Origin of the sequence: Kitasatospora sp. NPDC058184, from assembly GCF_042883725.1 — a bacterium.
GTDB lineage: Bacteria > Actinomycetota > Actinomycetes > Streptomycetales > Streptomycetaceae > Kitasatospora.
This window is the reverse complement of record NZ_JBHVVE010000010.1, coordinates 201,832-217,711: the sequence shown is the minus strand read 5'-3', so window position 1 is coordinate 217,711 and position 15,880 is coordinate 201,832. Positions and strand designations below refer to the sequence as shown.

The 15,880-nt window shown below is 74.2% G+C and carries 14 protein-coding genes and 1 pseudogene; 6 read left to right on the top strand and 9 right to left on the bottom strand.

Annotation, left to right across the window (positions count from 1 at the left end; translation table 11 throughout):
* Positions 1-2: 2 nt before the first annotated feature.
* From ACFVXH_RS21135 to ACFVXH_RS21120, 4 genes are all read right to left on the bottom strand, one after another.
* Complete coding sequence (locus ACFVXH_RS21135) at positions 3-1,247, bottom strand: acetyl-CoA C-acyltransferase (RefSeq protein WP_049651277.1); 1,245 nt, start codon at positions 1,245-1,247, stop codon at positions 3-5.
* 294 nt (positions 1,248-1,541) lie between these two features.
* Positions 1,542-2,783 carry a ribonuclease D gene (locus tag ACFVXH_RS21130; RefSeq protein ID WP_049651278.1) on the bottom strand — a complete coding sequence of 414 codons (1,242 nt, stop codon included), beginning with the start codon at positions 2,781-2,783 and terminating at the stop codon, positions 1,542-1,544.
* Positions 2,784-3,028: 245 nt separating this feature from the next.
* Positions 3,029-3,745: a LuxR C-terminal-related transcriptional regulator gene (locus ACFVXH_RS21125; RefSeq protein ID WP_387825945.1), complete on the bottom strand. Its 717-nt coding sequence runs from the start codon at positions 3,743-3,745 to the stop codon at positions 3,029-3,031.
* Between the two features lie 320 nt (positions 3,746-4,065).
* The gene (locus tag ACFVXH_RS21120; RefSeq protein ID WP_074005620.1) at positions 4,066-4,728 is read right to left on the bottom strand and encodes a DUF3000 domain-containing protein; all 663 of its coding nucleotides are present in this window, start codon (positions 4,726-4,728) and stop codon (positions 4,066-4,068) included.
* A gap of 235 nt (positions 4,729-4,963) precedes the next feature.
* Between ACFVXH_RS21120 and hemE the strand changes: the two genes are divergently transcribed.
* Positions 4,964-5,977: a uroporphyrinogen decarboxylase gene (hemE, locus tag ACFVXH_RS21115; protein ID WP_234348351.1), complete on the top strand. Its 1,014-nt coding sequence runs from the start codon at positions 4,964-4,966 to the stop codon at positions 5,975-5,977.
* A gap of 35 nt (positions 5,978-6,012) precedes the next feature.
* On the opposite strand, the gene ACFVXH_RS21110 is transcribed toward hemE, so the two are convergent.
* Positions 6,013-6,453, bottom strand: coding sequence for a DUF523 domain-containing protein (locus tag ACFVXH_RS21110; RefSeq protein ID WP_049651282.1), 441 nt, complete (start codon positions 6,451-6,453; stop codon positions 6,013-6,015).
* A gap of 45 nt (positions 6,454-6,498) precedes the next feature.
* On the opposite strand from ACFVXH_RS21110, the gene ACFVXH_RS21105 reads away from it, so the two are divergent.
* Genes ACFVXH_RS21105 through hemQ form a run of 3 tightly spaced genes read left to right on the top strand, consistent with a single transcriptional unit; the run spans position 6,499 to position 9,258 of the window.
* Complete coding sequence (locus ACFVXH_RS21105) at positions 6,499-7,071, top strand: Uma2 family endonuclease (protein WP_387826195.1); 573 nt, start codon at positions 6,499-6,501, stop codon at positions 7,069-7,071.
* Positions 7,072-7,105: 34 nt separating this feature from the next.
* Positions 7,106-8,536 carry a protoporphyrinogen oxidase gene (hemG, locus tag ACFVXH_RS21100; RefSeq protein WP_387825941.1) on the top strand — a complete coding sequence of 477 codons (1,431 nt, stop codon included), beginning with the start codon at positions 7,106-7,108 and terminating at the stop codon, positions 8,534-8,536.
* Positions 8,533-9,258: a hydrogen peroxide-dependent heme synthase gene (gene hemQ / locus ACFVXH_RS21095; RefSeq protein WP_117489931.1), complete on the top strand. Its 726-nt coding sequence runs from the start codon at positions 8,533-8,535 to the stop codon at positions 9,256-9,258. The genes hemG and hemQ overlap by 4 nt, the downstream gene beginning before the upstream one ends.
* Positions 9,259-9,310: 52 nt before the next feature.
* Here hemQ and ACFVXH_RS21090 read toward each other — a convergent pair whose 3' ends face one another.
* The 4 genes and pseudogenes from ACFVXH_RS21090 to ACFVXH_RS21075 all read right to left on the bottom strand — a co-directional run bounded on the left by ACFVXH_RS21090 (position 9,311) and on the right by ACFVXH_RS21075 (position 13,307).
* Positions 9,311-9,898, bottom strand: a complete 588-nt coding sequence (locus ACFVXH_RS21090; RefSeq protein WP_387825937.1) for a hypothetical protein — start codon at positions 9,896-9,898, stop codon at positions 9,311-9,313.
* A 66-nt stretch (positions 9,899-9,964) separates the two neighbouring features.
* The gene (locus tag ACFVXH_RS21085) at positions 9,965-10,747 is read right to left on the bottom strand and encodes a TIGR04222 domain-containing membrane protein (RefSeq protein ID WP_074001688.1); all 783 of its coding nucleotides are present in this window, start codon (positions 10,745-10,747) and stop codon (positions 9,965-9,967) included.
* 89 nt (positions 10,748-10,836) lie between these two features.
* Positions 10,837-11,916 carry a TIGR04222 domain-containing membrane protein gene (locus tag ACFVXH_RS21080; RefSeq protein ID WP_387825934.1) on the bottom strand — a complete coding sequence of 360 codons (1,080 nt, stop codon included), beginning with the start codon at positions 11,914-11,916 and terminating at the stop codon, positions 10,837-10,839.
* A gap of 117 nt (positions 11,917-12,033) precedes the next feature.
* Positions 12,034-13,307 (bottom strand): annotated as a pseudogene (locus tag ACFVXH_RS21075) (DUF692 domain-containing protein).
* Between the two features lie 326 nt (positions 13,308-13,633).
* On the opposite strand from ACFVXH_RS21075, the gene ACFVXH_RS21070 reads away from it, so the two are divergent.
* Together ACFVXH_RS21070 and ACFVXH_RS21065 are read left to right on the top strand one after the other, a co-directional pair.
* A complete protein-coding gene (locus ACFVXH_RS21070; RefSeq protein WP_387825931.1) occupies positions 13,634-14,593 on the top strand; it encodes a GNAT family N-acetyltransferase in 960 nt (319 codons plus the stop codon).
* 221 nt (positions 14,594-14,814) lie between these two features.
* Entirely contained in the window at positions 14,815-15,825 is a 1,011-nt protein-coding gene (locus ACFVXH_RS21065; RefSeq protein WP_387825928.1) for an MBL fold metallo-hydrolase, read from the top strand.
* Positions 15,826-15,880 lie beyond the last annotated feature (55 nt).

The window sequence follows — 15,880 nt, the reverse complement described above, 5'->3', positions numbered from 1 at the left end:
GGTCACTTACCACCCTCGAGCTCGGTGTTCTGGGTCGCTCCGCTCCAGTGCGGGTTCTCCCAGATGATGGTGCCGCCCATGCCGAAGCCGATGCACATCGTGGTGAGGCCGTAGCGGACGTCCGGGCGCTGCTCGAAGCGGCGGGCCAGCTGGTTCATCAGGCGCACGCCGGAGGAGGCCAGCGGGTGGCCGAAGGCGATCGCGCCGCCGTACGGGTTGACCCGCTCGTCGTCGTCCGCGATGCCGTAGTGGTCCAGGAAGGACAGGACCTGGACGGCGAAGGCCTCGTTGATCTCGAAGGCCTGGATGTCGTCGATGGTCAGGCCGGCCTTGGCCAGCGCCTTCTCGGTGGCCGGCACCGGGCCGATGCCCATGACCTCGGGCTCGACGCCCGCGAAGGCGAAGGAGACCAGGCGCATCTTGACCGGGAGGCCGAGCTCCTCGGCGACGTCCTCGGCGGCCAGCAGCGAGGCGGTGGCGCCGTCGTTCAGACCGGCCGAGTTGCCCGCGGTGATGTTGCCGTGCGGGCGGAACGGGGTCTTCAGGCCGGCCAGCGACTCCATCGTGGTGCCCGGGCGCAGCGGCTCGTCCACGGTGGCCAGGCCCCAGCCGGTCTCGCCGACCTCGGGGTTGGTGTTGCGGATCGAGATCGGCACCAGGTCGGGCTGGATGTCGCCGTTGGCGTACGCCTTGGCGGCCTTCTCCTGGGAGCGCACGGCGTAGGCGTCGCAGCGCTCCTTGGTCAGGTGCGGGAACCGGTCGTGCAGGTTCTCCGCGGTCATGCCCATGAACAGGGCGGACTCGTCGACCAGCTTCTCGGAGACGAAGCGCGGGTTCGGGTCGACGCCCTCGCCCATCGGGTGGCGGCCCATGTGCTCGACACCGCCGGCCACGACCACGTCGTACGCGCCGAAGGCGATGCCGCCGGCGGTGGTGGTCACGGCGGTCAGCGCGCCGGCGCACATGCGGTCGATCGCGTAGCCGGGGACGGACTTCGGCAGGCCGGACAGCAGGGCGGCGGTGCGCCCGATGGTCAGGCCCTGGTCGCCGATCTGCGTGGTGGCCGCGACGGCGACCTCGTCGATGCGCTCGACGGGCAGGTTCGGGTTACGGCGCACGAGCTCCCGGATGCACTTGACGACGAGGTCGTCGGCGCGCGTCTCGTGGTAGATGCCCTTCGGGCCTGCCTTGCCGAACGGGGTGCGGACGCCATCGACGAAGACGACGTCCCTCGCGGTACGAGGCACGGGGGCTCTCCTCCCAGGGACCAACATGACGATTGGGCGGGCTGCCGCCGTCGAAGACCCGAGCGGCGCCGCATCACCGCCATGCTACCCGCCGGTAACCAACCTGCCCAGGCCCCTCGGAGGGATCCGACCATGTGTCCCCCGACACGTTCCCCGGCCCGTCCGACCAGGAGCGTCGTTCCCGGGCGCGGCGAACGGTGCGACGAACGGGTACGACGGGCGGGCGCGACGGACGGGTACGACGAAGGGGATGTCACCCGTACGGATGACATCCCCTTCCACGTGTTGCCGTGATCAGTCCTGGGCCGCGGCCGCGGCGAACGCGGCGGCCACCGCCGGCGCCACCAGGTCCACCTGCCACTGCCGGGCGCCGAACCCGCGCAGCGCGGCGGCCACGGCCTCGGGGCCCGGCTCGGTCGGCGGGTGCCAGCAGACCCGGCGGACGGTGTCCGGGGTCATCAGGTTCTCGGCCGGCACGTGGTACCGCTCGGCCAGCTCGCTGATCGCGGCGCGCGCGCCGGACAGCCGGGCGGCGGCCACCGGGTCCTTCTCGGCCCAGGCCCGCGGCGGCGGCGGTCCGTCGTGCGGCGCGGTGGCCGGCGGCAGCATGTTCTCCGGGATCTCCCGGGCGCGCTGCACGGCCGCCAGCCACTGCTCCAGCTGGCGCCGGTGCACCCGCGGGCCGAAGCCCTGGACGGCCTGCAGGGAGGCGATGTTCAGCGGCATGGCCAGCGCGGCGTTGACGATCGCCGCGTCGGCGAGCACCCGGCCGGGGGAGACGTCGCGGTCCTGCGCCATCCGGTCGCGGACCAGCCACAGCTCGCGCACCACGGCCAGCTGACGGCGGCGGCGGATCTTGTGCAGCTGCGAGGTGCGGCGCCACGGGTCGTTGCGCGGGCCCGGGCGGGGCGCGGCGGCGATCGAGGCGAACTCCTCCATCGCCCAGCCGAGCTTGCCCTGGGCGTCCAGCTCCTGTTCGAGTGCGTCGCGCAGCTCGACCAGCACCTCGACGTCCAGAGCGGCGTAGCGCAGCCACGGCTCGGGCAGCGGGCGGGTGGACCAGTCGACCGCGGAGTGCTCCTTGGACAGGCTCAGTCCGAGCACGTTCTCGGTCATCGGCCCGAGGCCGACCCGGGCGAAGCCGGCGATCCGCCCGGCCAGCTCGGTGTCGAACAGGCGCTGGGGTCTCATGCCGACGTCGGACAGGCAGGGCAGGTCCTGGCTGGCCGCGTGGACGACCCACTCGGCGTCCTCGACGGCCTTGCCGAGCGCACTGAGGTCCGGGCAGGCGATCGGGTCGATCAGGGCGGAGCCGGAACCCGCGCGGCGCAGCTGGATGAGGTAGGCGCGCTGCCCGTAGCGGTAGCCGGAGGCCCGTTCGGCATCGACGGCCACCGGTCCGGTGCCCGCGGCGAAGGCGGCGACGACGGCGCCCAGCGCCTGTTCGTCCGCCACGACGGGCGGGATCCCCTCCCTCGGCTCAAGGAGCGGGACCGGGGCTGCTTCTTCTGGGATGGCTGCTACGGCGTCGGTCACCCCCCAAGGGTACGACGGTCCTCGCGGCCGGGAGTGTTGTCGGACTGGTCAGACTGTTGATCGCCCGGGGGCGGCCCGCCCCGCTCCGGGGCGCGGTTCGCCCGCCGCGGGCCCTCCGGGGGTGACGGGAGTTCGGCGGCGGGAGGTTGACGACGGGAGTTCGACGGCGGGCCCCGGAACAGCGCCGCGGCGGCCGAGGAGGAAACGTTCCTCCTCGGCCGCCGCAGCGGTCCGGAGCGTCCGGCTCAGTGGATGATGCCGGTGCGCAGCGCGACCGCGACCATGCCGGCGCGGTCGCCGGTGCCCAGCTTGCGGGCGATCCGGGCGAGGTGGCTCTTCACGGTGAGCGCCGACAGGCCCATCGCCACGCCGATCGCCTTGTTGGACTGGCCCTCGGCGACCAGCCGCAGCACCTCGACCTCGCGGCCGGAAAGCTCGCGGTAGGCGGCCTGCTGCGTGCCGGGCGCACCAGGGGCTCCGGGGGCGCCCGGTGCTCCGGCCGCGCCCGGCATGCCCGGCATCCCGGGGCGGCGCATCCGGCCGGCCAGCCCGGCGGCGCCGAGCGGCATCCCGGGGCGGCCCGGCATCGCGACGTTCGTCCGGGTGCCGGTCACCACGTATCCCTTGACGCCGCCGGCCAGCGCGCTGCGGACCGCGCCGATGTCGTCGGCGGCGGACAGCGCCAGGCCGTTGGGCCAGCCCGCGGCGCGGGTCTCGGCGAGGATGGTCAGCCCGGAGCCGTCCGGGAGGTGGACGTCGGCGACGCAGATGTCGCGGGGGGTGGAGACCCGTGGGCGGGCCTCGGCGATGGAGGACACCTCGATCACGTCCCGGACACCGAGGGCCCACAGGTGGCGGGTGACGGTGTTTCGGACACGGGGATCGGCGATGACCACCATGGCGGTGGGCTTGGTCGGCCGGTAGGCGACCACGTTTGCGGGGTGCTCAAGAAGGACCGACACCAGGCCTCCTGCGGGGAGTGGCGGACGGAACCCCGATGGGGGCGGTCGGAGTGTTCCGCGTTGGGAAAGGGTCACAGACTGCTTCGGCAGCATCCGTGCCCGGCTTTAGCGAAAGATCACGATCTAGTGAGTAACAATACGGACAAATCGCGCAAATGATTGATGCGACATGCCTGGTATTCGCACAAAATCGATCAGATTCGGTGCCGATCGGTCGGTATCGACCGGTGAATTGACGCAGAGCGGGTCCGAAGTCACACTCCGTCAGCCCTGGGGGTGGCGTCCGGCCCCCGGGTGCCGCCGGAGCCGCACACCACCCGTCAGTGCGACCGCGGGCGTCGCCGGGCCGGCATCGGGACCACTCCACCGAGTGAAGGAACCTCGGCGGGACCCTGCGGAGCCGGGGCGGCCGGCGGCAGGCCGGCGCTGACGCACAGCAGGTCCCCCCAGGCCGCCAGGTGCCGCTCGAAACGGCCGTCGGCCGGGGTCCAGGAGGCCCGGATCTCGATCTCCGTCGAGGACGGGCGGTCCGCCAGGCCCCCGAAGTACTGGGAGGAGGCCAGCGTCACCGTGCCGGACGGCTCCGCGAACCCGGCGGCGTGCGCCTGCAGGGAGTCCAGCAGCCAGGCCCAGCCCACCTCGGAGAGCATCGGGTCGCCGGCCATCTCCGGCTCCAGCTCGGCCCGGGTCATCGTGACCACCCGGAACTCCCCGTTCCAGGCCTCCTGCCCGGCCGGGTCGTACAGCAGCACCAGCCGGCCGTCCGCCAGCTCCTCGCCGTCCACCTCGACCGAGGCGGTCACCGCGAACGAGTACGGGGCGAGCCGGCGCGGCGCCGGCGCGGGGGAGAGCTGCACCTCGGGCCGCAACCGGGCCCCGTCCAGGGCCGCCACGGCCGCCCGGAACTCGCTCGGCGCCCCCTCGCGACCCGCTCCGCCACCTGCTCCGCCACCCTGTGCGGGGTGCCCTCCGACCGCTGCCATGTCCCGAAGACTAGGTCGAAGGACGGGGTTATCGCCGCAACTTCTCTCCCAGCGGCGTGCCGGAACGGCAAACCCGGACAGATCTTGGAGGAACCGACGAGACCGGCCGGGAAACCGGGCCCGGCACGCGTGCGAAGATTTGACGGTGAGCGAGACTACGGCAGACAGCACGGCGGCCACCCACGACGGCCCGACCACCCCCGGGCGCCGCGGCGCCGCGCACGACTCGGCGTTCCTGCGCGCCTGCCGGCACGAGCCCGTGCCGCACACCCCGGTGTGGTTCATGCGCCAGGCCGGCCGCTCGCTGCCCGAGTACCTGAAGGTCCGCGAGGGCATCCCCATGCTGGAGTCCTGCATGCGGCCCGAGCTGGTCAAGGAGATCACCCTCCAGCCGGTGCGCCGGCACAAGGTGGACGCCGCGATCTTCTTCAGCGACATCGTGGTGCCGCTCAAGGCCGTCGGCATCGACGTCGACATCAAGCCCGGCATCGGCCCGGTCATCGCCGACCCGATCCGCACCGCCGAGGACCTGAAGCGGCTGCGCCCGCTGGAGCCCGACGACGTCCCCTACATCACCGAGGCCGTCGGCCTGCTGGTGGACGAGCTCGGCGAGACCCCGCTGATCGGCTTCGCCGGCGCGCCGTACACGCTGGCCAGCTACCTGATCGAGGGCGGCCCGTCCAAGAACCACGAGAACACCAAGGCCATGATGTACGGGCAGCCCGAGCTGTGGGCCGCCCTGGTGGACCGGCTCGCGGACATCACCTCGGCCTTCCTCAAGGTGCAGATCGAGGCCGGCGCCTCCGCGGTCCAGCTGTTCGACTCCTGGGTCGGTGCCCTCGCGCCGGACGACTACCGCCGCTCGGTGATGCCGTCCAGCACCAAGGTCTTCGACGCCGTCGCCGGGTACGGCGTGCCGCGGATCCACTTCGGCGTCGGCACCGGCGAGCTGCTCGGCCTGATGGGCCAGGCCGGCGCGGACATCGTCGGCGTCGACTGGCGGGTCCCGCTGAACGTCGCCGCCGAGCGGGTCGGCCAGGGCAAGGGCCTCCAGGGCAACCTCGACCCGGCGGTGCTGTACGCGCCCACCAAGGTCGTCGAGACCAAGGCCCGCGAGGTGCTGCACGCCGCCCAGGCGCTCGGCACCAGCGGCCACATCTTCAACCTCGGCCACGGCGTGCTGCCGTCCATGGACCCGGACGCGCTCAGCCGCCTCGTCGCCTTCGTCCACGAGGCCAGCGCACGCTGACCCCCGGTGGTGGGCCCCCGGTCTCCGGGGGTCCACTACCCGGCCGTGACCTCGATCCCGGCCCGGCGCAGCAGCGCCGCCGTTACCCCGTCACCGGGGCGCAGCTCCCCGGAGAACGTCCCGTCGTACACCTGGCCGCAGCCGCAGGACGGGCTGCGCGCCATCAGCACCGCCCGCCGGGCCCCCGCCTCCTCGGCGGCGGACAGCGCCGCCCGGGCACCGGCCAGGAACTCCGCGGTGCAGTCCGCGCCCGTCGCGTCCACCACCCGGGCCCGCCCGTCCAGCACGTCCGCGCCGTCCCCGCCCACGATCTCCGCCGGCGGCCGCGGCGTCGGCAGTCCGCCCGCCCCCTCCGGGCACACCACCACGGCCCGCCCCTCCTCGACCAGCCGCACGGCGCCGTCGGAGGTCTTCGCCCGCCCGTCGTACCGACAGGGAATCCCGGCCAGACACGCGCTCACCACGATCGGTTCCATGGCAGGAGCGTAACGACGGGGAGATGAACTCGTTCGTGCAGGATGATGAGTGAACTTCCGGATTGGATGTACGCGCCCCGCATGGAGGGGTGGTTCGCCGACGATCTCGACCACCTGCCGCAGGCGCCACCGCACACCGAGCTGCTGCACGGCGCCTTGGTCTTTCGGCTCACGCCGCAGCGCTCGTGGCACAACCGGGTCACGTCGCGGCTGACTTCGGCGCTGGAGCGGATCGCCCCGGAGGGTGATCTGGCGGAGAGCTGGATGACGGTGACGCTGGACGAGCGGAACCGGTTGGAGCCGGATGTGCTGGTGTCCCGCGCGGCCTTCGATCCCGATCGCACCGGGTACGCCCCGGGCGAGGTTCTGCTCGTGGTCGAGGTGGTGTCGCGCGAGTCGCAGCACCGCGATCGCGGGGTGAAGTTCCGCAAGTACGCCGAGGCCGGCATCCCGCACTACTGGATCGTCGAGGAGGAAGAGGGCGGCCGGGCGGCCGTGCACGTCTACGAGCTGGACGAGGTGACCTCCTCGTACGTGCCCGCCGGGATCTTCCGCAGGACGCTGGAACGTCCGGTGCCGTTCCCGATCACGATCGATCTCCGACGTGCAGCGGATTGAGGGTCCGGTGTAAGGGTCTGCGAGACTGCGGAGCATGTCGGATGCACAGGTCGTCGTCGTCGGTGGTGGGATCGCGGGGCTGGCTGCGGCCGCCTTCCTGAGCGGGGCGGCCGGGGGGCCGGCGCGGGCGCGGGTGACGGTGCTGGAGGCGTCCGGGCGGGTCGGCGGGAAGCTGTGGGGCGGGGAGGTCGGCGGGGTCCGGGTGGACCTCGGGGCCGAGTCGGTGCTGGCCCGGCGGCCGGAGGCGGTGGAGCTGGCGCGGGCGGTCGGGCTCGGCGGGGAGCTGGAGCCGCCGACCACCGCGAAGGCCGCGATCTGGACCCGCGGCGCGCTGCGGCCGCTGCCCGGCGGGCAGGTGATGGGCGTTCCCGGTGACCTGGAGGCGCTGGCCGCCTCCGGGGTGCTGACCGACGAGGGCCTGGAGCGGGCCCGGCACGAGCGGAGCACCGAGGTCGGCGAGGACGTCGCGATCGGCCGCTACGTCGCCGACCGGCTGGGCCAGGAGGTGGTGGACCGGCTGGTCGAGCCGCTGCTCGGCGGCGTCTACGCGGGCCGCGCCGAGGAGATCTCGCTGCGCGCCGCCGTGCCGCAGCTGCTGTCGATCGCGCGTGACGGCGGCTCGCTGGTCGCGGGGGTGCACGAGCTGGCCTCGCGGCCGAAGGTGGTCGGCACCCCGGTGTTCCAGGGCCTGCGCGGCGGTCTCGGTACGCTGCCCGGCGCGGTCGCCGCGGCCTGTGTGCGGGCGGGGGTGGACCTGCGCACCGACGCCCCGGTGGACGAGCTGCGCCGCACCCCCGACGGCTGGCGGGTGGTGACCGGCGGCGAGGTGCTGCACGCGGACGCCGTGGTGCTGGCCGTCCCGGCGCCCGCCGCGGCCCGGCTGTTGCGCGAGGACGCCCCGGCGGCCGCCACCGAGCTGGACGCCGTCGAGTACGCGGGTATGGCCCTGGTCACCCTGGCCTTCCGCCGCGCCGAACTGGCCGAGCCGCCGAGCGGCAGCGGCTTCCTGGTGCCGCCGGTGGACGGGCGGCAGATCAAGGCGTCGACCTTCTCCTCGAACAAGTGGGGCTGGCTGGAGCGCTCCGCGCCGGACGCGTTCCTGCTGCGCACCTCGCTGGGCCGGTACCGCGAGGAGGAGGCGCTGGGGCTGCCGGACGAGGAGCTGGTGGCGCGGTCGCTGGCCGATCTCAGGGAGGCGATCGGGCTGACCGCCCGGCCGTACGACACCTTCGTCTCGCGGTTCTCGGCCGGTCTGCCGCAGTACCCGGTGGGGCACCTGGACCGGGTGGCCCGGGTGCGGGCGGCGGCGGGGCGGGTGGGCAAGCTGGCGCTGTGCGGCGCCGCGTACGACGGGGTGGGCATTCCGGCGTGCATCGGTTCGGCGGCCGCCGCCGCGGCCGCCGTCGACAGACTGCTGACCCCGGCGACCGGGGAAGGTTCCACGGAGAGGACAATGGGCGCATGACTGAGAGCGTTGAGCGGGAGCCGGAGCAGCGGCCCGAGAAGAAGAAGGCGCGCGACCTGAACCAGGTCATCCGCTACACCATGTGGTCGGTGTTCAAGCTCAAGGGCGGCCTGCCCGAGGACCGCACCGCCCTGGCCGCCGAGGTGGACGAGCTGTTCGCGCAGCTGGACGCCAAGGACGTGACCGTGCGCGGTACGTACGACGTCTCCGGTCTGCGTGCGGACGCCGACATCCTGGTCTGGTGGCACGCCGAAGACTCGGACGACCTCCAGGAGGCGTACAACCGCTTCCGCCGCACCGGCCTCGGCCGGCTGCTGGAGCCGGTCTGGTCGAACATGGCGCTGCACCGCCCGGCCGAGTTCAACAAGTCGCACATCCCGGCCTTCCTGGCCGACGAGCGCCCGCGCGACTACGTCTGCGTGTACCCGTTCGTCCGCTCCTACGAGTGGTACCTGCTGCCGGACGCCGAGCGGCGCGCGATGCTCGCCGAGCACGGCCAGATGGCGCGCGGCTACCCGGACGTGCGGGCCAACACGGTGGCCTCGTTCGCGCTCGGCGACTACGAGTGGCTGCTCGCCTTCGAGGCGGACGAGCTGCACCGGATCGTCGACCTGATGCGCGACCTGCGCCCGTCCCGGGCCCGGCTGCACGTCCGCGAGGAGGTGCCGTTCTTCACCGGGCGCCGCAAGCCGGTGAGCGAGCTGCTGAACGGCCTGGTCTGATGAACGGCCTGGTCTGACCGGCCCACGGCTCCCGGAGGCCGGTTCCCCCGTGTCACACGGGGGAACCGGCCTCCGTGCCGTCGCGGTCCGGTCGCGGACCGGCGAACTCGCGCAGCACGGAGGTGTAGTGGTCGCCGAGGCCGACCCGGGTGACGTCGCGGAGCCGGTACTTGGTCGGCTCCGGGTACCAGCGCGCCTCGGTGTCGACCTCGTGCAGCCGCAGTGAGCGGGGGCGCAGCCCGGTGACGGTGCCGACCCGGCAGACGTCCGGATCCAGCTGTTCGGTGTGCAGGGTGATCAGGCCGTACTCGGCGCAGGCGGCGGTGAGCAGCCCGGGCAGGTCGTCCAGCGGCAGGTCGGCGCCGGGCGGGCGGACCGGCCACAGGCCGCGGCGGCGCAGCGCCCGTACGGTCAGGCCCTCCTCGCCGCCCCGGTCGCGGACCTTGCGCAGGTCGGTGGTGCGGACGGCGCTCCAGCCGTCGAGGCGGTGGTCCGTACAGGTGGCGAGCAGGGTCCAGACCGGGCCGGTGCCGAGGACGAAGCCCTCCAGCCGGTCCGCGCCGGGGAGGGTCCGGTGCAGCCGGACGAGCCGGCCCTCGGCCCGGGCGCGGTCGAGTACGGCGTGGTGGTGCTGGTCCATGGGCGGGAGTCTGCCCTGGTGGGAGGGGCCGGCGCAGCCGGTTTTCCCGGCCTTGGCCCGAGGGCCCTAGCCGCGGTGCGGGCGCAGGGCGGCGCGGAGCCGGGCGTCGGGCAGGGCGGCGGGGCCGTTCATGGCGACGGCGGTGAGCAGTTCGCGTTCCTCGTCGTCGGCCAGGCCGCGCTGGCGGGCCGGGCGGACCTCGCGCAGCACCTCCTGCCCGATCGGGGAGGCCCAGCGGGTGTACGGGTAGACGTCGACGCGGGCCATCAGCAGGGTGCCGGAGGTGAGCACCAGCGGCAGCGAGAACCAGGCGAGCGGGGCGAGGGTGTCACCGCCGGTGAAGCCGTCGAGGGCCAGCGAGGCGGCCAGCAGGAGCAGGGACAGCAGCAGCGCGTGCCGGACCTGCCGGATCACCACCACGGTGTTGCGCTGCACCAGGGCCGGGGTGGCCAGGCCGGCCAGGGCGAGCCGGGCGCCGATCTCCAGCACGTTGGGGTGCTCGGCGACCGCCTGGCGCAGCTCGTCGGTGCGGCACTGGCCCTCGGGGCCGACGGTGGCGATGACCGCCCGCTCCAGGCGGCTGCGGCCCCTGGGGTCGACCACGGTGGTCCAGCCGGTGTGCGCCAGGTGGAGCCGTCCGCGGCCGGCCATCAGGACGAGGGCGAGTTCGACCACCCGGCCCGGGCCGCCGGCCAGGTAGGCGGTCTCGTACAGGCCGATGCCCACGGCTTCGGGGGGCCGCAGGCCGTTCTGGTCGGCGAGGGCGTCGGCGGTGGCGGTCATCCGGACCAGTCGGACGCAGGACAGGACAGCCGCGACACAGGCCGGTATGAGGAACAGCAACCACATGGGCTTGTTGTATGCCTGTGCCGACTGCGCGCGGAACGCCTTCCCGGTTCGCGATACCGAACTGTGACATCCGCCGGGTGCCGCCGGAGTCAGGAGCCGCAGCCGCCACCGCCGCAGCTCGACCCGCAGCTGGAGGACGACGAGGAGCCGCAACTCGACGAGCTGGAGCCGCAGCTGGAGGAAGAGGAGCCGCAGCTCGCCGAGGAGGACCCGCAGCCGGACGAGCCGCAGCCGGACCCGGAGGAGCCGGAGGAACCGGAGTCGGAGGAGCCGCACCAGGCGGCGGAGCCGCCGTCGGAGCCGGAGGAGCAGGAGGAGGACGACGACGAGGACGAGGACGAGGTCGCGGAGCCGTTCGCGGCGGTGGCCTGCCGGAAGAACTCCTCGTCGTCGGTCGACGCGGCCAGCATCGCGGCCTCCAGCTCCGGCTCCCCCAGCCCGGCGGCGGCCAGACCGCCGAGCGCGAGCGCGCCCAGCAGCGCGCCGCCGGCCAGCCGCGGCGACACCCCGGCATTGGGCTTCCACGGCCCCTGCATCAGGGACAGCTGGCGCTGCCCGGCCGGGGTGATCCGGCTCTTGACGAGCGGGGTGACGAGCAGCGAGACGACGCCCACGATCAGCAGGATGACCGGGATCCAGAGCTTCGGGCGCTCGTGGCCGGCGGCGCCGTCGTCGAGCAGCGGGGCGGCCACCATGGAGGCCGCCACCAGGAGCAGCGCGAGCCAGAGCAGCCGGCGGGCGGTGCGGGCCCGCCGCAGCCGCTCGGGGCGGCGCATCAGGCCGCGGTCGGCGAGCCGGTCGCCGATCTCCTGGACGGCGGTGGAGCGCATCACGGTGCGGCGCAGCGGGCCGAGCTGACGGCTCCCGGTCGGTCCGACGGCGTCCTGGACCGCCTTGTCGACGGCGTCGTACGGCTTGGCGCCGGTGAGCGTGACCAGGCCGGAGCGGCTGACCACGGCCTGCTCGCTCATGTGCATCCGGACCAGGGCGGTGTCGAACACCCGCGCCGGCCCGCCGGACAGGAACGCGGTGTCGAGCAGCGGCAGGCCGCGGCCGGGCAGGCCCTTGGCGTACCGGACCTGGCCGATGCGCTGCCGGGTCCGGACCGCGTGGACCGCGGCGGCCGCCAGCAGGATGGCCGGGACGATGAAGTAGCTGTTGTGCCACATGGGCGGTTCCCCCCGAGGTGGTGATGGTTCGTCAGGGCCCGGTGGCCCCGCGGTCGCCGACGGCCGGCCGGGTGTCCGACAGTCGACGGCTACCGGCTACCGGCTACCGGCTACCGGTTACCGGCGCAGGGCCCGGCGCAGGCGGGTGAGCGGGCCCGGCGGTCGTACGGGGGCCGGGTGGAGCCACTGCTCCAGGGCCCGGCGGTGGTCGGCGGCGAGCGGGCCGCCGTCGGTGAGCACCCACTGCGCGAAGGCCCGGGCGTCGGCCCGGTAGCCGCCGGTCTGCGGGTGGGAGCGGGCGTAGTCGAGGAAGAGCGGCCCGTACCCCGCCCCGAGCGTACGGGGCAGGTCGGGGGCCACCTTGGCGGTGGTGTCCCGCCGCTTGGCGGCCAGGCCGGTGGACTGGGCGCGGACCTGCCGCTCGTCGAAGCCGGGCGGGACGGGGCCGTCGGCCACCAGGGCGGCCAGCAGCTCCTCCTGGCGCCGGGCCAGGCGCCGCCGGGCGGTGGCGAGGTCCTGGTCGGCGGTGTCCCGCGCGGTCCCGGTCGGGTCGGTCATCGCCGGGTGCTCCCCTCCAGCACCCGGCGGATGGCGTCCAGTTCACCGGCCAGCTCGCTGGGCGGCGGGAAGTTGGCGTCCCGCTCCAGCAGGACCCCGGGCGGGGCGGTCCGCGCGCACAGCTCGGCCAGCACCTCCAGCACCGGCTCGGTGACGGGGTGGGCGTGGGTGTCGTGCCAGACGCCGTCGACCAGGGTGCCGCCCGCGACGTGGACGTAGGCGAGCGCCTCCAGCGGCAGGCGGTCGAGCTCGGCGGCCGGGTCGATGCCGAGGTTGACCCGGTTGGTGTGCAGGTTGGCGACGTCGATCAGCAGCCGGACGCCGGTGCGCTCGACCAGTTCGGCGAGGAACTGGCCCTCGGTGAACTCGTCGTCCGGCCAGGCGAGCTGGGCGGCGATGTTCTCCAGGGCGAGCGGCACCGGCAGCTGGTCCTGGGCGATCCGGACGTTCTCGGCGATCACCCGCAGCGAGTCCCGGGTGCGGGGGACGGGCAGCAGGTGGCCGGCCTCCAGGCCGCCGGCCCGGACGAACGCCAGGTGCTCGGTGACCAGCGGGGAGCCGAGCGCCAGCGCGGCCTCGGCGAGCCGGGCGAGCCGGCCGGGGTCGGGCAGCTCGGCGCCGCCGAGGCCGAGGCCGACGCCGTGAGGGACGACGGTGACGCCGCGTCCGCGCAGGACGGTCAGGGAGTCGGGCAGGTGGTCGGCGCAGATGTTCTCGGCGACCACCTCGACCCAGTCCAGGCCGGGCTGGCGCTCGACCACGGTGTCGATCTCGCCGCGCCAGCCGAGGCCGACGCCCAGGCGGGGCGCGGTGTCCCGGGGCGCGGTCGCCAGCGGTGCGGCGTCCTGGGGCGCGGTGGCCAGGGGTGCGGTGGCCAGGGCAGGGGAAGTCATCGGTTCGCCCCCTTCGGAGGGCCGGGTGGGAGGGCCGTCGACCGGTGCGGCGTCGTCGCCGGACCCGTGCGGCCGTGTTGCTGAGGATGTCCCCGGGTGGGGTGGCTGCCAAGCCTCACCCGGTCTTCTCAGAGCATTATTTGAGCATGTCGTTCCGGTCGTGAGGGACTTGGGTCCCGAGCCCGGGCCGTCCCCCGCAGGTGGGGGTGCCCTCCGGCGGATAAATCGGAGGCGCCGGCAGGTGGGCGCGGCTAGCGTGGGAATCCATGACTTCTTCGAATTCCTCCCCCCTGACGATCCGGGACTTCCGCCCCGGGGACGCCGAGGCCGTGGCCGCGGCCCACCGGGCCGGGCGCGAGCACCTGGTGCTCTCCGCCGAGACCCTGCTCTGGCTGAACGGCCGGCCGAGCCCCGAGGAGCACTTCCGCACCTTCGTCGCCGAGCTGGACGGCCGGGTGGTCGGCGCGGTGCGCTGCGGGGTGGTGCTCGGGACGTCGGTCGCGGGTGTCGGCTACGCCAACGGCAGTGTGCTGCCCGGGTTCCGGCGGCGCGGCGCGGCCACCGCGCTGTTGGCGGCGGCCGAACGGCACCTGGTCGGGCACGGGGTGACGGAACTGCACACCTGGATGGACGACGAGCCCGCCTCGGTGGCCTTCGCCACCGCCCGGGGGTACCGGCTCGGGCGCACCATGCAGTTCGCCGGACGGGACCTGGCGCTGCCGCTGCCGCCGGCGCCCGTACTGCCGCCCGGCGTCGAGCTGCGCCCGGCCGCGGACTGGGCGGCCGACCCGCACCCGGTGTTCCTGGTCGAGGCGGACGCCATCCTGGACGAGCCCGGCAGCGAGGTGCCGATGGACGCCCTGGAGTACGAGGACTGGCTGCGCGACGACTGGAACCGGCCGGACCGGGACCTGGCCCTGAGCGTCGTCGCCGTGGTGGACGGCCGGCCGGCCGCGTTCAGCATGGCGCAGACCGACGGGGTGGACCGCTACTGGTCCGCGTTCACCGCCTGCCACCGGGAGTTCCGCGGCCGCGGGCTGACCAAGTCGGCCAAGCTGGAGTCCCTGCGGCTCGCCGCCGCGGCGGGCTGCCGGCACGCGTACACCAGCAACGACACGACCAACGGGCCGATGCTGGCGATCAACGCCTGGCTGGGCTACGAGCGCTGCGCGGGGGAGCGCAAGGGGATCAAGCGGCTGGGGCGGCCGTCGGAGCAGGACACCTGACGCCGCCGGGCCGCGTCCCCGGACGCGGCCCGCGCCCGTACCTGTAGCCGTGCCCGTTTCGCCCCCGGTTTCGACAGGGGCCGGGGCCGGGCCACTTCGGCCAGATGTGGTCCAGACCACGTGGGACGAATCGGGACAGCCCGGGCTGCTTCGGGCGCGAAGTGGCTTGAACTGTAATGGTTTTGCTCCACTCCTGTCACGACCTGGGCATAATCGCGCACATGACGATCAGCCGTGCGAACGTGAGCGCGATTGCCGAGGACCTGTACGTGTGGCTCCCGCCGAAGCGGGGGTGGGGCCTGGCCAACTGCGGCCTGCTGGCCTCGGAGACCACCGCGCTCTGGATCGACACGCCGTACGACCCCTCGATGGCCGGGGAGTTCCTCGCCGCGAGCCGGCGGCTGCTGCCGGACGGGGTCGGGGTCGACCGGGTGGTCGTCACCCACGCCAACGGGGACCACCTGTGGGGCGCCGGAGTGCTGCCGGACGCCGAGGTGATCGCCACCCGCGAGGCGCTGGAGCACATCCACTGGGAGCCCACCCCGCAGCAGCAGCACGCGCTGGTCACCAACAGCGACCCGGACTCGCCGCTCGGCGGCTACCTGAAGGAGCACTTCGGGCAGTTCGACTGGTCCGGCACCGAGCCGGTGCGCCCCGACACCGTCTTCACCGGCGAGCTGGAACTGACCGTCGGCCGCTACCCGGTGCGGATCACCAGCCTGCCCGCCGCCCACACCGGCGGCGACCTGCTGGTCCACCTCCCGCACCAGCGCGCGGTGTTCACCGGCGACGTGATCTTCTCCTCGACGCCCGAGCAACCCGGCGACCACCCCTCGCACTGGGCCGGACCGCTGGAGAACGTCATCGGCGCCTGCGAGCAGGCACTGGCCACCGGCGCGGAGATCTTCGTCCCCGGCCACGGCCCGGTGCTCGACCGCGACGGCGTCCGCGAGCACATCGGCTACCTCGCCTACGTCCGCGAGCGCGCCCACGCCCTGCACGCCGCCGGGATACCCGCGCTGGACGCCGCCCGGCGGGTGATAGCCGAGCAGCGCCACCCCGAACTCGGCCTGCCCGAGCGGCTGGTGATCACCGTCGCGGCCGAGTACCGGCACCTGGACGGCTCGGCGGCCCCGGGTGCCCTGGAGGCCCTGGGCCAGGTCGCCCTGGTGGCCCGGGAACTGGCCGAGGACGAGGCCCGCGCCCAGCGCCCGCGCACCGCCCGGTCCTGACCCCGCCAGGGCCCGGCACCGCCCGGCCCTGACCCCGTCCGGGCCCGCCGCCCGG

Coding starts and splice junctions, on each gene's coding strand:
- hemQ (WP_117489931.1), top strand. CDS start 8,533: ATGACTGAGAGCGTTGAGCGGGAGCCGGAGCAGCGGCCCGAGAAGAAG.
- ACFVXH_RS21120 (WP_074005620.1), bottom strand. CDS start 4,728: ATGGCAGCGGTCGGAGGGCACCCCGCACAGGGTGGCGGAGCAGGTGGC.
- hemG (WP_387825941.1), top strand. CDS start 7,106: ATGTCGGATGCACAGGTCGTCGTCGTCGGTGGTGGGATCGCGGGGCTG.
- ACFVXH_RS21090 (WP_387825937.1), bottom strand. CDS start 9,898: ATGGACCAGCACCACCACGCCGTACTCGACCGCGCCCGGGCCGAGGGC.
- ACFVXH_RS21085 (WP_074001688.1), bottom strand. CDS start 10,747: ATGTGGTTGCTGTTCCTCATACCGGCCTGTGTCGCGGCTGTCCTGTCC.
- ACFVXH_RS21065 (WP_387825928.1), top strand. CDS start 14,815: ATGACGATCAGCCGTGCGAACGTGAGCGCGATTGCCGAGGACCTGTAC.
- ACFVXH_RS21080 (WP_387825934.1), bottom strand. CDS start 11,916: ATGTGGCACAACAGCTACTTCATCGTCCCGGCCATCCTGCTGGCGGCC.
- ACFVXH_RS21110 (WP_049651282.1), bottom strand. CDS start 6,453: ATGGAACCGATCGTGGTGAGCGCGTGTCTGGCCGGGATTCCCTGTCGG.
- ACFVXH_RS21105 (WP_387826195.1), top strand. CDS start 6,499: ATGAGTGAACTTCCGGATTGGATGTACGCGCCCCGCATGGAGGGGTGG.
- ACFVXH_RS21070 (WP_387825931.1), top strand. CDS start 13,634: ATGACTTCTTCGAATTCCTCCCCCCTGACGATCCGGGACTTCCGCCCC.